Origin of the sequence: Bradyrhizobium sp. CCGUVB14 (assembly GCF_024199935.1) — a bacterium.
Lineage (GTDB): Bacteria > Pseudomonadota > Alphaproteobacteria > Rhizobiales > Xanthobacteraceae > Bradyrhizobium.
On the sequence record NZ_JANADS010000001.1, the window covers coordinates 7,240,658 to 7,254,490 of the forward strand.

The following is a 13,833-nucleotide window of genomic DNA, read 5'->3' on the forward strand; positions in this document are numbered from 1 at the left end:
CATCCCAGCGATCAAAAGCGCGCCTGCGCGGAGAACAGCCCGTGCGGACGCCACATCAGCACCAGCATCAGGGTTGCAAAGCCGACGGTGTCGCGGAACTGCAACCCGACATAGGTCGCGACCAGGCTCTCGGCGATGCCGAGGATCATCGCCGCGACGAAGGTGCCACGGACATTGCCCAGCCCGCCCATGATGATGATCGGCAGCGTCTTGAAGGTGATGAGCTCGCCCATGCCGCCGTAGACACTGACGTTGACGGGCGCGGTCAGCACACCTGACAGCCCGGCAAGGCCGGCGCCGAGGATGAAGGTCCACAGCGCGATGTGGCGGACGTCGATGCCGACCACCGCACAGCACTCGATATTCTGCGAGACCGCGCGCATCGCCTTGCCCATCCGGCTGTAGGTGACCATCAGTTCGAGGCCGACGAACACGATGAGGCCGACAATGATGATGAGGATGCGCTGCTCGGCCAGCGTGAAGCCAAACAGCGTCACCGGCTCGATATAGCCGCCGGAGAAGAACTTGTAGCTGCCACCGAACACCAGGATGACGGTATTCTGGAGGATCAGCGCGACGCCGAGGGTCGCGAGCACCCCGGCCTCGGCTGGCGCTCCCACGATCCGCTGCATCACGAGATTGCCGACGACGACGGCGATCAATGCCGTCGCCACCACGCCGATCACGATCGCCACCGGATAGGGCAGATCGAAATAGTCGATCGCGAACCAGGCGCCGAAGGTCCCCAGCATATAGTATTCGCCATGGGCGAAATTGATGGCGCGCAACACGCCGAAGATCATCGTCATGCCAACGGCAACGATCGCGTAGACTGATCCGGAGACGATGCCGTTAACGACCTGCTCGATGACCGTGTAGAACATATGAGTCTCGTTGCTTTGCCTTACTTCGGATAGTCGATCTCGGCCGAGTACGCTCCCTTGATCGCGGGCTTGCCGTGCTCGATCTCCAGCAGGATCATCGGCAAGCGGGCCTGATTGTGATCGTCGAACGTCACCTCGCCAACTGCGCTATCGTAGTGGATGGCGGAGAGTGCGGCGCGGACCTTCTCGCGGTCGATGCTCTGGGCCTGCTCGATCGCCTTGGCCAGCAGATGCACCGTCTCCCAATGCACATAGGCGTGATTGTTGGGCGCCTCGCCGTACTCGGCGATGAACTTCTCCACGAAGGCCTTGCTCTTCGGGGAGTCGTACGCCGGAAGCCAGGCCGCCGCCTCGATGGCTCCTTCGAGCGCCTTCGGTGCCGCCTTGATCGAGCTTGCCGTATTGAACTCGGCATTGCCGATCAGCGGAATCTTGCCGGCGATCCCGACCTCGATCATCTGTCGACCGACGATGGGCGTCGAATCTGCATTGCCATACATGATGATGGCCTGGGCGCCGGAATCGCGGATCTTGGAAAGCACGCTGCGGAAATCGACTTCACCTTCCTTATAGTAATCCTCGGTCAGGATCTGGCTGTTGAAGCGAGGCAGGTACTTCTTGGTGAAGGCGATGGCCGCGCGCCCATAGTCGGTGTCGACGGAGAGGACGGCGTATTTGGTGAAGCCCTTCTTCTCGGCGGCGTATTGCAGCACGATCAGCGCGCGGTTCTCGTCGGTCGGATAGTTGCGGAAGGTCCATTTGAAGCCGCCGACACCGGCCTTGTAGGTGATCATGGGGTTGGACGACGCGGCATTGAGGAGCAGCACACCCGCGTCCTCGGCAACCGGCTGCATGGCGAGCGTGACCGAGCTAGAGACGTCGCCGATGATGTAGTCGACCTGGTGCTGGTCGATGAGACGCCGGGTCGCCGAAACGCCCTCGACCGGCGTCCCCTGGCTGTCCGCGGGCATGACGTTGATCTTGCGGCCCCCAACACCTCCGGCTGCGTTGATCTCCTTCGCCGCCATCTCGGCGCCGCGCAGCGAAAAAGCGCCATATCTGGCATTCGGACCGCTCATCGGCGCGACGAGGCCAAGCTTGACCGTGCCATCCTCAGTCCGGGCGAAGGCAATGGAGGAAGCGGATTGCAGTCCAATCAGGGCGGTCCCGATGCAAAATCCCCGTCGGCTCAACTCAATCGTCATTTCCCCGCTCCATTGCTGCTGCAAATCTATGCGCCTGACCACTCCGCCGCTTTTGCGATCTTGCTCTTGGAATTTTTTGCTGCGGCCGACGGTAAAAAATAGATTTGCAGCTGCGGGCGGGGGAAGCACGACTGCGGTCTGCCGCCATAGCGAATTCTTATGGCGGGATCCGCGCGTGCGTGCCGCGAGCCGGCGACCGTCCGGATCAATCCAGCTTGATCCAGACCCCCTTCGTGTTCAGGTACTCGTCGAGCTGCTCGGTACCGCCTTCTCGTCCATATCCGCTCATCTTGTAACCGCCGAAGGGCAAGGCAGGGTCGATGGCGTGATAGGTGTTTACCCAGACCGATCCGGCGCGCAGACTGCGCGAGATGATGTGGGCCTTGCTCACGTCGCGCGTGAACAGACCCGCCGCGAGCCCATATGGCGTCGCATTGGCACGCGTCACGGCTTCATCCAGCGTGTCGAACGGCAAAGCGGAAATGACCGGACCGAAGATTTCGTCACGGGCGATCTGCATGTTGTCGGAGACGCCGGCGAACACGGTCGGCTCGACGAAATTGCCCTTCGCAAGCGCGCCCTCTTTCAGTCTTCGGCCTCCGGCCACGAGCCTCGCACCCTCGTCGCGCCCGCTCCGCAGGAATCCTTCGACCTTGTCGAGCTGTCGCTCGGACACGATCGGTCCAATCTCGGTTGTGGGATCGGCGCCATCGCCGATCTTCAGGGCCGAAGCAAACTTGCCGAGCCGTTCGACCAGCTCGTCGTGGATCGATCGTTCGACGAACAAACGGGAGCCGGCGATACAGATCTGGCCCGAATTGGCGAATGCGGCCATCGCGGCAATCGGCACAGCCTTGTCGAGATCGGCGTCGGCACAGACGATGACCGGCGACTTTCCACCGAGCTCGAGCGCCACCCGCTTGAGGTTGCCGGCCGAGGCGCGAACGATGGCCTGTCCTGTCGCTGTCGAGCCAGTGAAGACGATCTTGTCGACCCCGGAATGTTCGGCCAGCGGCGCACCCGCCTCCTGTCCGGTCCCGGTCACGACGTTGACCACGCCGGGCGGCACACCCGCCTCGTTCATCAGATCCGCGATCAGCAGTGGCGTCAGCGGCGCCTCTTCGGAGGGCTTGAGCACGATGGTGCAGCCGGTCGCGAGCGCAGGGCCGATCTTCCACACCGATGCCGCCGTGGGTGCGTTCCAGGGGATGATGGCGCCAACGACGCCCACCGGCTCCTTTCGCGTGAAGGAGACGATGTCACCCGGAAGCGAATTGTCGATCGTCTGCCCGTGGATCGCGGTGGCCATGCCGGCGTAATATCTGAGCATGCCGAGCACGCGAAGCTTGTTCGCCCGCGTCCTGACGATCGGCATGCCCATGTCAGTCGTGTCGGACTGGCTGATCTCCTCCCAGTGCTTCTCGAAGAGGTCGGCGATCCGCAGCAGCAGCGCTTGCCGCTCAAACGGCTTGAAGCGGCTCCACGGGCCGTCAAACGCCCGACGGGCCGCGGTGACGGCAAGGCCGATGTCGGCCGCGTCGCCACGCGGCACGCGACCGATCACCTCGCCTGTCGCAGGATTGCGCGTCTCGAAGACCTTCCCCGAGCGGGCTTCTACCCATGCGCCATCGATGAACATCTTGCGGGTTCGGCCGTCGATCGGAAATCGAATCTCGGCTTTTGTCATTGGTCCGCTCCTGTCTCGACGGAGGCGGCTGTAAGATGCTCGCCTTCGTTTGATGTCGTGCCTTCATTGCAACGTTTCTTCGCCTCGGAAGCTCACGGATGCAACCCTCTCGACGCCCTCGCGAGAGACGATGTGGCCTGCCTGATCGCAGCAAGATCGTCACCGCCGCCGCGTGTCGCGGTCGGCGTCGTCCGAACGCGTCGGAGACAAAGCCTGCGGCTGATGCGCCCAGCGCCACTGGCTCGGGAACTCCTACGGATCGTCCAATCGGGATTGCTCTTCGCGAAAATCACAGCTCTTCGAGGCGACGCCACGCATGCAACACGCGACGATCATGCAGTCTAAACGCGAAGAAGCAACCGCCGCCAGCGGGTTGGTCATGGGCGCGAGCAATCTCAAAACCGGAATAATGGCAGTATAGGAGAGTACCAACGCCACCGTGGCCGACAAGGAGCACATCACCCGGCCTGTCGTGCGCCAATACGCGCTCTACCTCCTGGACAATGCGCAACTGGGCGTCAATCGCTCGTTCCCAGCCACGAACGCTGATGCGGGGGTGCCCGAAGAACTGATTGGCCACTGCCTCGAACTCGTCGGGGACGAGGAAGCCCGTGGCCGATCGGTCGTTCTCATGCATCGCCTCGCACACCTCTACGTCAACGCCCAGCTTTGCGGCAATGATCTCAGCCGTCTCGATCGCCTTCCGCTCTCCGCTGGAGACGACCCGCGTGGTAGCCGACAGCGATCCGGTGATCGTCACGGCTTCTGTACGCGCCTTCCCAACCGCACTCAGACCCCAGCGCGGAACGGGGATCGACGGATCGATATTCACCTGAGGATGGGTCAGATAGCGTACGACATTTGTCATGATTGAACGATCGCGCCATCGAGCCTGCTTGCAACCGGAGTTGCACCGTTAGTCGATCTATGTGGCAACGCGCACCCCGGAAGCATCAAAGACGTGCACGTCGGAAGTCGCCGCAACGACCGTCACCGTTTCGCCTGGCGCCGGCGTCTGGCGGCCGCGGATCTCGACAACGAACATCCTGCCGTCGACGCGGCGCACATAGGCGAATGAGGCCTCGCCAAGCCGTTCGACCAGCTCAACGATGCCCTCGGCGACGAATCCGCCGTCGGTGCCCCGGACAAGATGCTCCGGACGGACGCCGACCGTCAGCGTGTCGCCGACTTTCAATGAGGGCGCCGGCAAATCGAAGTTGCGAAAGCCGGGTCCAGTCACACGTGCGCATCCACCCTCCACACTGCCAACCTTGGCCTCGAAGAAATTCATCGCAGGCGAGCCGATGAAGCCGGCAACGAACAGATTGGCGGGCGCATAGTAGAGATCCAGCGGCCTGCCGACCTGCTCGATGCAACCCTTGTTCATCACGACGATCCGATCGGCGAGTGTCATGGCCTCGACCTGATCGTGCGTGACATAGACGATGGTGGATTTCAGCAGCCTGTGCAAATTCGCGATCTCAACGCGCGTCGAGACGCGCAGGGACGCATCGAGATTGGAGAGCGGCTCATCGAACAGGAAAACGGCCGGCTCGCGCACGATCGCGCGACCGATCGCGACGCGTTGACGCTGGCCGCCGGAGAGATCGCGCGGATAGCGCTCGAGCAGCTCATCGAGTCGCAGCATGCGGGCCGCCTCCGAGACGCGCCGATCGCGCTCAGCGGGCGGGACTCCGGTGAACTTCAACCCAAACGTCATGTTCTTGCGCACGTTCATGTGTGGATAGAGCGCGTAGGACTGAAACACCATGGCGATGCCACGCTCGGCAGGCGCGAGCGTATTGACGAGCTTGCCGGCAATATGGATGTCGCCGCCCGATGCACCGTCGAGCCCGGCAATCATGCGCAGCAGCGTCGACTTGCCACAACCTGAAGGGCCGACGAGAACGACGAACTCACCGTCCTCGATGCTCAGGTTGACATCGTTGAGCACTGTCGTCGCGCCATAACGCTTGTTGAGGTGCTCGATGCGCAGATTGGCCATTTGACAACCTATTTGACTGCGCCGGAGGTGAGGCCTGCGATGAGTTGGCGCGAGAGGATCACGTAGATGATGACGACAGGCAAGATCGCCATCGACAGCGCGGCGAGCACGGAATTCCAGTCGGTGATGTATTGGCCGAGAAACTGCTGCACGCCGAGCGTCACCGTATGGGTCGAATCGCTCGACGTCAGGATCAATGGAAACCAGAGGTCATTCCAGATCGGCACGATGGTGAAGACGGCGACCGTCGCGATCGCCGGGCGCAGCAGAGGCAGGACCACCTCGAAGAAGATGCGGGTTTCCGGCACGCCGTCGCAGCGTGCCGCGTCGCGCAGGTCCTTGGGGATCTGCTGAACGAACTCGCTCAGGATGAAGATCGACATCGGCAGCCCCTGCGCGACATAGACGAGGATCAAGGCCGTCAGCGTGTCGTTGAGGCCGGCGGACCGCATCATATTGAGGATCGCGACGGACCCGAGCCGGATCGGAACCATGATGCCGATCGACAGAAACAGTGCCAGCGCCGTTGAACCGCGAAAGCGGTATTCGGTCAGCGCCCAGGCCGCCATCGCGCCGAACAGCAGCACGAGCCCCATGCTGACGAGGGTCACGATCAGCGAATTCGAATAGTAGGTCAGGATATGGGAGGAGCGAAAAACCTTCTCATAGCCGACGAGGCTGAAAGTCGTGGCGTCCGGCGGCGCAAGCGGGCTGCCGAAGATGGCGCTGCGCACCTTGAACGAATTCATGACCACGAGCAGGATTGGACCGACCGCCAGCAGGCTATAGGCGATCAGGACGAGATGAACGCTCAGGCTCCTTGCGCGCTGCTCCGCCGTCATTCTGCCGTCCCTTTCAGAAAGCGTAACGGCGGATGCGCCGCTGCACGAAGAAGAGATAGAGGCAGAGGCCGACGAGGATGATAAGGAACATGACGGTCGCGACCGCGGAGCCCATGGTCGGATTGCCGAGCTGCAGCTGATTGCCGAAGAAGGTGCGGTAGAAGAAGGTGCCGAGAATGTCGGTCGCGAAATTCGGCCCCGCAAGCGCGCCCTTGATTGAATAGATCAGGTCGAACGCGTTGAAGTTGGCAACGAAGGTCAAGACCGAGACCAGGCTGATCGTCGGCAGGACCAGCGGAAGCTTGATGTGGAAGAAGATACGGAAATGTCCGAGCCCGTCGACGCGTGCCGCGTCGATCAATTCTTCGGGGATGTTGAGCAGGGCGGCATAGATCAGCATCATCGGGATGCCGACAAATTGCCACACGGAAATGAGGGACAGCGTCACGAGCGCGCTCGATTCGAGCCCCAGCCAGGGAGCGAACAGCGAGCCCAGACCCACGGCCTTCAAGGCGCCGGCAGCGACGCCCCATAGCGGGGAAAGGATCAGGTTCCAGGAGAAGCCGACGATGACAACCGAAAGCATCGTGGGCAGAAACATGACTGTGCGATAAAATCCCTTGAGCCTCAGACCCGGCAGGCTGAGCAATCCAGCGAGTGCGATACCGACTGGATTCTGCACGCACATGTGCACGGCGAAGAAGATCAGATTGTTTCCGAAGGCATTCCAGAATGGCTTCGACCAGAGCGCATCGCCGAGCAGCGTCGCGAAATTGGCGAGCCCGACGAAAGACCGGGCTCCCGACGGATCGCTCGTATAGGTGGAGAGCGTCATCGTCGCAACGAGCGGATAGATCGAGAATAGGGTATAGATCGCCACCGCCGGCCCGAGAAAGAACAGCAGAAGGCCCGCGAGTTTTGCGCGGGGCATCTGGGCTGTGATGTTCGAGACCGATTCGGGCATGACGGGAAGAGATTGAACCTAGCGTGCGTTATCGTCCCTCTCCGTGCCTGCGGCTAGTGCCGCGAGTCAGCGGAGTATGGAGGCAGGATCGAACAAGGAAGATCCCTCTCCCCGCAAGCGCGGAGAGAGGGACTGGGTTCACTTGGCAGGCTTGTACCACTTGTCGAGGCCGTCCTGGAGTTGCTTGCCGGCAGCATCGGGCGTCAGCTTGCCATTCACGACCTGCGCGGACACGTTCCAGAGCTCGTTTTCGAGATTCGGCGTACCTCGCGACAGGATCTGGTATGAGTTGCGGATCGTCGACTTGCAGGTCTGGCGCCAGCCGACCATCGTCGCCGCGACGTCGTCATCGACCTTCACCGGCGTCTTGGCGAGAGGGAAGAAGCCGGGAAGCGCATTGGCGTAGATCGTGGCGAATTCCGGCGTCGTCAGCCATTCCAGGAACTTCTTGGCGTCTTCCTTGTTCTTCGACGCTGCGTTGACGCCCATCGCGATGTCGGTGTGATCCGAGATATAGCAATCCGCCGTGCCGGCCGGCTGCGGCGGCGGGAATGCCCCCATGGCAAACTTCGCCTGGCCGCGGAATGTCGAGATGTCCCACGAGCCAGCCGCATAGATTGCGCCCTTGCCGAGCGAGAACAGGTTCTGGCTGTCAGCGTAGGTCTGCGCCTGGAAACCCGATCCAAGATACGGTGCCCAGCTCGCGATCTCTTTAAAGGCGGCAACGTATTGCGGATCGGTGAGCTTCTCCTTGCCGGCAATCAGGTTGGCGCGACCCGTCTCGCCCTTCCAATAGTCCGGACCGACATTCTGGAATCCCATGGTCGCGGCCTCCCATTGATCAGCCGTCCCCATCACCAGCGGGACATAGGTCCCGTCCTTCTTGAATTTCTCGAGCACGGCGTGGAATTCGTCGAGCGTCTTCGGCTCGGACACGCCGAGTTTGGCGAATGCTTCCTTGTTGTAGATAAACCCTGCGATTACGGAGGCCATCGGAACACAGAAGGTGGTCTTGCCATCGTCGGTCTGCCACGCGGCCTTCGCGACATCAGAGAAATTGTCCATGCCCTTGATGCCGTCGACTGCGTCGAGCTGATGCTTTTGATAGAGCGCGAGCGAGGCGTCGAACGGACGGCAGGTAATCAGGTCGCCGGCGGTGCCGCCATCGAGCCGCGCATTGAGAGCGGCGTTGTATTCCTTGGGCGCGGACGGCGCGAATTCGATCTTGATGTCGGGATAGTGCTTGTTGAAGGCGGGAATGATCTTCGAATTCCAGATATCGGCGTCGTCGTTACGCCAGCTCTCGATCTTCAATGAGCCTGCCTGGGCCGACGCCAGCCCCGCGAGCAACGCCAACGCGGCAACCTCAGCTCCCAATGCGGCCTTGAATGTCCGTCTCATGCTACGCTCCCTTGTTCGGGCCTTCGCCCTCGATTTCGTTGACCTTTGCGCGGCGCAACGCGTCGTCTATGCGGCCTTCCGCAGCAGCGAGCCAGTTGACGGCTTCGCTCATGCTGGCGATGCCGTGGGCAATCAGCACCGCTGGCTTGACATCGCCGCCGGCCTCAAGCAACGCCGCGGCCGCTTTGGCATCGCTGACACCAGCGATCGATGCCACGATCCCGCGCGCCCGTTCCCGCAACTTCGCATTATCGGCCTTCAGGTTGACCATCAGCCCCTGGTGGATGTGACCGAGCTCGAGTCCCATCAATGATGAGAGCATGCCGAGCGCGGCCTTTTGCGCGGCTCCGGCCGCGAGCCGCGTCGAGCCGCGCAGCGCCTCCTCCCCGCTTTCGAGCAGGATTGAGGCGTCGGCGCCTGCGAGCAACGGAGAGGCCGGATGGTGCGCGATGCCGACCACGAAGGCGCCGCGCCTGCGCGCCGCTGCGGCCGCGGCGACGGTGAACGGCGTCGAGCCGCTTGCCGAGACGGCGATCACCGCGTCGCGGGAGAGATCGCCAAGCTCGGTCATCAACCGCTCGCCGGCTACAGCATCGTCCTCCGCCGCACCGTCGATGCGAAATGGCTCGGCGGTCCCGCCGGGCAGGACAATTGCGATGCGGCTCTGGTTAAGGCCGAACGTACCGGGAAGCTCGGCAGCATCCGCGGCCGCCGCAAGGCCAGAAGACCCCGCACCGGCAAAGACCAGACGCCCGCCGGCCCGCCAAATGGCGGCGAGCCGAAGTGCCGCCGTGCGAATGTCCTTTGAAGCAACCGCAACCGAAGCAATCGCCCGGCGGTAGGAGGCAAGCATCGCGTCTGCAAACACCGCTTCATCGGTCGTCACGATGTCAGCGGTGTCGCCGCACCTCTCTCCCGTCTCCGCGCTCGGCAGTACCAGCATCGTGAATACCAATGGTAGATACCTCTTGTATTCGTTTTAGCCACGTGACATACCACTTGTCTAGAGGCGTTAAGAATATTTTTAGGAGGCTCCTTGGCGACAGCCCGGTTCTTTCTCGGAGTAGACGGCGGCGCCACCCGTTGCCGCGCGAGACTGCGGGATTCGTCAGGCCAAGAGCTCGGGCGCGGGCTCGGGCCGGCTTCGAACATCTATCTCGACTTCGACGAGGCGATGCGCGTCGTGCGCGAAACCATCGAATCCGCGATCAGTGCCGGCGCGCCAAGGCAGGAGATCGCAGTCGGCCTTAGCCTTGCGGGGCTTTCGGACGACAGGGAAGCCGAGCGCGTCTCCGCCGCCCTGCCCGGCTTTGCCCGCATCGTCGCTGTCAACGACGCTGTCGCCGCCTGCGTTGGTGCCAATGGCCTTGGCGACGGCGGCCTCATCATCGCCGGCACGGGCTCGGCGGGCATCGCTCGCGTGGGAGCTCGAACGACCATCATTGGCGGACGCGGTTTCTGGCTCGGCGATGACGGATCTGCCGCACGCCTCGGCGAGTCGGCGTTGCGCGCGACGCTGCGTGCGATTGATGGCCTCGAGCCGATGAGCGGGCTCGCGCAAGCGCTCGGGCGTCATTTCGATGACAATCCGTTACGGATGAGCCGCTGGGCAGCGGACGCGAGACCCAGAGACTACGGCGCCTTTGCACCCCAGATCCTGGACGTCGCCAGATCCGGAGACATGCGCGCGCGCGAAATTGTCGGCGAGGCAGCCAGTGCGATCGCGACGCTTGCAAACGCGCTGACGGCGCTCGGCGCGCAGCGCATTGCGCTTGCCGGCGGCTTCGGTGAGCCCTTGCGGCCCTTCTTGCCGCCTGATGTGGCCAAGCGCCTCGCGCCGCCGCGGCGCGACGCAGTCGATGGCGCAATCCTGCTCGCCGGTGGAACGCTCGCGGAGGACCCGCAATGTCCATGACGGTCGAGACGGCGCCAGGCCAGAAACTCTATCGGGCCGTGGTCGACGCGCTTCGGCGCGAGATCGAGACCGGACGGTTCGCGGAGACGCAATTGCTTCCGGCCGAGCGCATATTGTGCGAGCTGCTCGAGGTATCGCGCACCACGTTGCGCAAGGCGATTGCCGATTTGATCGCCGAAGGCGTGCTGTTTCACCGTCATGGCGCCGGCACCTTCATCCATCGTGCAACGCCGCGCGTCGAACAGCCCTCCTCGCGCCTGACGAGCTTCACGGAAGACATGCGGCTGCGCGGATTGGAGGCGAGCTCACGCGAGCTCGAGCGCGGCGTGTTCCTGCCGACGCCGGAAGAGGCCATGATGCTTGGCGTACGGCCGAACGAACGGGTGTTCCGACTGGGACGCTTGCGCCTGGCTGACGGTTCGCCCATGGCCATCGAGCGCGCCGCCGTGCCGATCGGTTTTCTTCCTGAACAGGAGTCGGTCGGCGATTCGCTTTACGAGGCGCTCTCCGCGAACGGCTTCAAGCCCACCCGGGGCCTGCAGCGATTACGTGCGACCCTCCTCGATCATACGGATGCCGAATTGCTCGGCGTCGCACCGAACAGCCCGGCGCTCTATATCCAGCGTATCGCCTATCTCGCCGACGGATCCTGCGTCGAGTTCACGAAATCCTGGTACCGCGCCGATGCGTATGATTTCGTCTCTGAACTCACGCTGTCACCACCGGCCCGAAAGTCGCAGCGATGACGACCCTCATGTTTCAGGAGATCGGCGAGTCGGGCGATGCGGTCGCGCGGCAGCTCAGCGAGAATGCGGAGCCGCTTGCTAGACTGGGAGCGCGCCTGCGCACCCTCGACCCGCCCCTCGTCGCAACCATCGCCCGCGGCTCGTCGGATTGCTGCGCGCTCTATCTGAAATACCTCGTCGAAATCGTTTCGGGCGTACCCTGTGCCTCCATCGGCCCCTCCATCGCGACACTCTATCGTACGCCGATGCGGCTCAAAGGCGGCGTTTCGGTCGCAATCTCGCAATCGGGACGCAGCCCGGATATCGTCGAAATGCAGCGCGCCGCACGACGCGGCGGTGCGCTGGCCGTCGCACTGGTCAACGACGTCGACTCTCCGCTGGCGCAAGAGGCCGAACTGCTGCTGCCGTTGTGCGCAGGCACGGAACGTTCCGTCGCCGCGACCAAATCGATGATTGCAGGTCTTGTCGCGGGCGCGAGCCTTGTCGCGGCCTGGCGCGAGGACCGGCAACTCGCAGACGCCCTCGCCGCCTTGCCGGGCATTCTGCGCGGTCAAGGGACGGCGCCACCCGCGGCGATGCTCGAGAGGCTCGCAAATGCCCGCAGCGCTTTTGTGCTCGGTCGCGGTGCCACGCTTGCGATCGCCGCGGAGGCGGCGCTGAAGCTCAAGGAAACCTGCGCGATTCACGCCGAGGCTTATTCCGCGGCCGAGGTGCTGCATGGGCCGGCCGAACTTGTCGCCCCGGGCTTCCCCGTCATCGCCTTCCTGCCGTCCGACGCGGCGCGCGAAGGCATGCTGCCGACGCTCACGGCGCTGACCAAGGCCGGCGCAACGGTGATTGCAATCGAAGCGGGCGGCGTCGATGAGGAGGATCGTCTCGCGACGGCAAAGGTCGAGGCAACGCTCCTGGAGCCCATCGTCATGATCCACCGCTTCTATCGCCTTGCCGAGGCGCTTGCGCTCCGGCTCGGGCGCGATCCCGACCGCCCGCGCAATTTGCGCAAGGTGACGGAGACTGTTTGATGACCGTTCTGTCCGGCGCGCGGATTTTTGATGGCGAACGTTTTCTCGATGACCACGTGGTCGTCATCGAAGGCGCCCGCATCGCCGCAATCGTGCCCCATGCCGATAGGCCTCACGGCGAGTTGCACGATCTCGGCGGCGGCCTGCTTGCGCCCGGCTACATCGATGTGCAGGTCAATGGCGGCGGCGGAATCCTGTTCAACGACGACCCAACGCCTGAGGGCATCGCTCAAATCGCCGCAGCGCATCGCAAGTACGGCACCGTTGGGTTGTTACCGACGCTGGTAACCGATACGCCGCAGGTGATGGCAGCGGCCATCGCCGCGACGCGCGAGGCGCGACAACGGACTCCGGCGACGCTCGGCATCCATCTGGAAGGCCCGTTCCTGGATCCGCTCCGCAAGGGCGCACACGAGCTCGGTTATATCCGCGATCTCGAGCCGAGCGACATCGCGACGATCGCCGAGGCGAACTGTGGCGCCGTCATCCTGACACTTGCGCCCAATCGGGTCGATGCGGCAAACATTGCCAAGCTCGCGCAGCATCGCGTGCTGATTTCGCTTGGCCACTCCAATGCAAGCTACGCGGAGGCTTGCGCGGCCGTCAAATCCGGCGCACGGGCGTTCACCCATCTCTTCAATGCGATGAGCGCGCCCGCCGGACGCGAGCCAGGCATGGTCGGCGCGGCGCTCGATCTCGACGAGGCTTTCGTTGGAATCATCGCGGACGGTCATCATGTCCACGAGGCAAATTTGCGTATCGCCTTCGCCGCCAAGCGGCATGACCGCTTCATGCTGATTACGGACGCAATGCCACCGGCGGCCGGCGGGCCGGATCAGTTCGACTTACAGGGCCGCCGCGTCACTCGTAAAGACGGCTACCTGCGGCTCGAGGATGGAACGCTCGCGGGCTCCGTTCTGACCATGGACGAAGCTGTACGCTACGCGGTCAACGACGTGCGGCTCGATCTCGCTGACGCCCTCGCAATGGCGTCCCGCATTCCGGCGACGTTTCTCCGGCGCGACAGGGACCTTGGCCGCATCGCGCCAGGCTATCTCGCGAGCCTCGTACATCTCGGTGACGATTTGCGCGTGCTCGAAACCTGGATCGAGGGCCGGCCAAACGCCGACGGCTGCTAGTGCGACGAGCTGGCAACCAACAT

13 protein-coding genes are annotated in these 13,833 nt (G+C 63.2%); 4 read left to right on the forward strand and 9 right to left on the reverse strand.

The features are described 5' to 3' along the window. Positions 1 to 11 precede the first annotated feature (11 nt). The 9 genes from NLM32_RS33880 to NLM32_RS33920 all read right to left on the reverse strand — a co-directional run bounded on the left by NLM32_RS33880 (position 12) and on the right by NLM32_RS33920 (position 9,931). Positions 12 to 884 (reverse strand): branched-chain amino acid ABC transporter permease, encoded by an 873-nt coding sequence (locus NLM32_RS33880; RefSeq protein WP_254133049.1) that lies wholly within the window; start codon positions 882 to 884, stop codon positions 12 to 14. A gap of 20 nt (positions 885 to 904) precedes the next feature. Beyond that, a complete protein-coding gene (locus NLM32_RS33885; protein ID WP_254133050.1) occupies positions 905 to 2,089 on the reverse strand; it encodes an ABC transporter substrate-binding protein in 1,185 nt (394 codons plus the stop codon). A gap of 205 nt (positions 2,090 to 2,294) precedes the next feature. Then, positions 2,295 to 3,776: an aldehyde dehydrogenase gene (locus NLM32_RS33890; RefSeq protein WP_254133051.1), complete on the reverse strand. Its 1,482-nt coding sequence runs from the start codon at positions 3,774 to 3,776 to the stop codon at positions 2,295 to 2,297. Positions 3,777 to 4,065: 289 nt separating this feature from the next. Then, positions 4,066 to 4,644, reverse strand: a complete 579-nt coding sequence (locus NLM32_RS33895; protein ID WP_254133052.1) for a histidine phosphatase family protein — start codon at positions 4,642 to 4,644, stop codon at positions 4,066 to 4,068. 57 nt (positions 4,645 to 4,701) lie between these two features. Beyond that, positions 4,702 to 5,781 (reverse strand): ABC transporter ATP-binding protein, encoded by a 1,080-nt coding sequence (locus tag NLM32_RS33900; RefSeq protein ID WP_254133053.1) that lies wholly within the window; start codon positions 5,779 to 5,781, stop codon positions 4,702 to 4,704. Between the two features lie 8 nt (positions 5,782 to 5,789). Further along, entirely contained in the window at positions 5,790 to 6,623 is an 834-nt protein-coding gene (locus tag NLM32_RS33905) for a carbohydrate ABC transporter permease (protein WP_254133054.1), read from the reverse strand. A gap of 13 nt (positions 6,624 to 6,636) precedes the next feature. Further along, positions 6,637 to 7,554 (reverse strand): carbohydrate ABC transporter permease, encoded by a 918-nt coding sequence (locus tag NLM32_RS33910; protein WP_375143656.1) that lies wholly within the window; start codon positions 7,552 to 7,554, stop codon positions 6,637 to 6,639. Between the two features lie 171 nt (positions 7,555 to 7,725). Next, positions 7,726 to 8,988: an ABC transporter substrate-binding protein gene (locus NLM32_RS33915; protein ID WP_254133056.1), complete on the reverse strand. Its 1,263-nt coding sequence runs from the start codon at positions 8,986 to 8,988 to the stop codon at positions 7,726 to 7,728. 1 nt (position 8,989) lies between these two features. Beyond that, entirely contained in the window at positions 8,990 to 9,931 is a 942-nt protein-coding gene (locus NLM32_RS33920; protein WP_254133057.1) for an N-acetylmuramic acid 6-phosphate etherase, read from the reverse strand. A gap of 93 nt (positions 9,932 to 10,024) precedes the next feature. Between NLM32_RS33920 and NLM32_RS33925 the strand changes: the two genes are divergently transcribed. The 4 genes from NLM32_RS33925 to nagA are packed head-to-tail and all read left to right on the forward strand — an operon-like array spanning position 10,025 to position 13,810. Further along, positions 10,025 to 10,903 carry a BadF/BadG/BcrA/BcrD ATPase family protein gene (locus NLM32_RS33925; RefSeq protein ID WP_254133058.1) on the forward strand — a complete coding sequence of 293 codons (879 nt, stop codon included), beginning with the start codon at positions 10,025 to 10,027 and terminating at the stop codon, positions 10,901 to 10,903. Next, a complete protein-coding gene (locus tag NLM32_RS33930; protein ID WP_254133059.1) occupies positions 10,894 to 11,649 on the forward strand; it encodes a GntR family transcriptional regulator in 756 nt (251 codons plus the stop codon). Before NLM32_RS33925 ends, NLM32_RS33930 begins: the two co-directional genes overlap by 10 nt. Continuing rightward, complete coding sequence (locus NLM32_RS33935; RefSeq protein WP_254133060.1) at positions 11,646 to 12,671, forward strand: SIS domain-containing protein; 1,026 nt, start codon at positions 11,646 to 11,648, stop codon at positions 12,669 to 12,671. Before NLM32_RS33930 ends, NLM32_RS33935 begins: the two co-directional genes overlap by 4 nt. Then, positions 12,671 to 13,810, forward strand: coding sequence for an N-acetylglucosamine-6-phosphate deacetylase (gene nagA, locus NLM32_RS33940; protein WP_254133061.1), 1,140 nt, complete (start codon positions 12,671 to 12,673; stop codon positions 13,808 to 13,810). The genes NLM32_RS33935 and nagA overlap by 1 nt, the downstream gene beginning before the upstream one ends. The last annotated feature ends 23 nt before the right edge of the window (positions 13,811 to 13,833 follow it).

What these genes read in the sequence shown, in the direction of transcription:
- NLM32_RS33880 (WP_254133049.1), bottom strand. Translation starts at nt 884, where the DNA reads ATGTTCTACACGGTCATCGAGCAGGTCGTTAACGGCATCGTCTCCGGA.
- NLM32_RS33885 (WP_254133050.1), bottom strand. Translation starts at nt 2,089, where the DNA reads ATGACGATTGAGTTGAGCCGACGGGGATTTTGCATCGGGACCGCCCTG.
- NLM32_RS33890 (WP_254133051.1), bottom strand. Translation starts at nt 3,776, where the DNA reads ATGACAAAAGCCGAGATTCGATTTCCGATCGACGGCCGAACCCGCAAG.
- NLM32_RS33895 (WP_254133052.1), bottom strand. Translation starts at nt 4,644, where the DNA reads ATGACAAATGTCGTACGCTATCTGACCCATCCTCAGGTGAATATCGAT.
- NLM32_RS33900 (WP_254133053.1), bottom strand. Translation starts at nt 5,781, where the DNA reads ATGGCCAATCTGCGCATCGAGCACCTCAACAAGCGTTATGGCGCGACG.
- NLM32_RS33905 (WP_254133054.1), bottom strand. Translation starts at nt 6,623, where the DNA reads ATGACGGCGGAGCAGCGCGCAAGGAGCCTGAGCGTTCATCTCGTCCTG.
- NLM32_RS33910 (WP_375143656.1), bottom strand. Translation starts at nt 7,554, where the DNA reads ATGCCCCGCGCAAAACTCGCGGGCCTTCTGCTGTTCTTTCTCGGGCCG.
- NLM32_RS33915 (WP_254133056.1), bottom strand. Translation starts at nt 8,988, where the DNA reads ATGAGACGGACATTCAAGGCCGCATTGGGAGCTGAGGTTGCCGCGTTG.
- NLM32_RS33920 (WP_254133057.1), bottom strand. Translation starts at nt 9,931, where the DNA reads ATGCTGGTACTGCCGAGCGCGGAGACGGGAGAGAGGTGCGGCGACACC.
- NLM32_RS33930 (WP_254133059.1), top strand. Translation starts at nt 10,894, where the DNA reads ATGTCCATGACGGTCGAGACGGCGCCAGGCCAGAAACTCTATCGGGCC.
- NLM32_RS33935 (WP_254133060.1), top strand. Translation starts at nt 11,646, where the DNA reads ATGACGACCCTCATGTTTCAGGAGATCGGCGAGTCGGGCGATGCGGTC.
- nagA (WP_254133061.1), top strand. Translation starts at nt 12,671, where the DNA reads ATGACCGTTCTGTCCGGCGCGCGGATTTTTGATGGCGAACGTTTTCTC.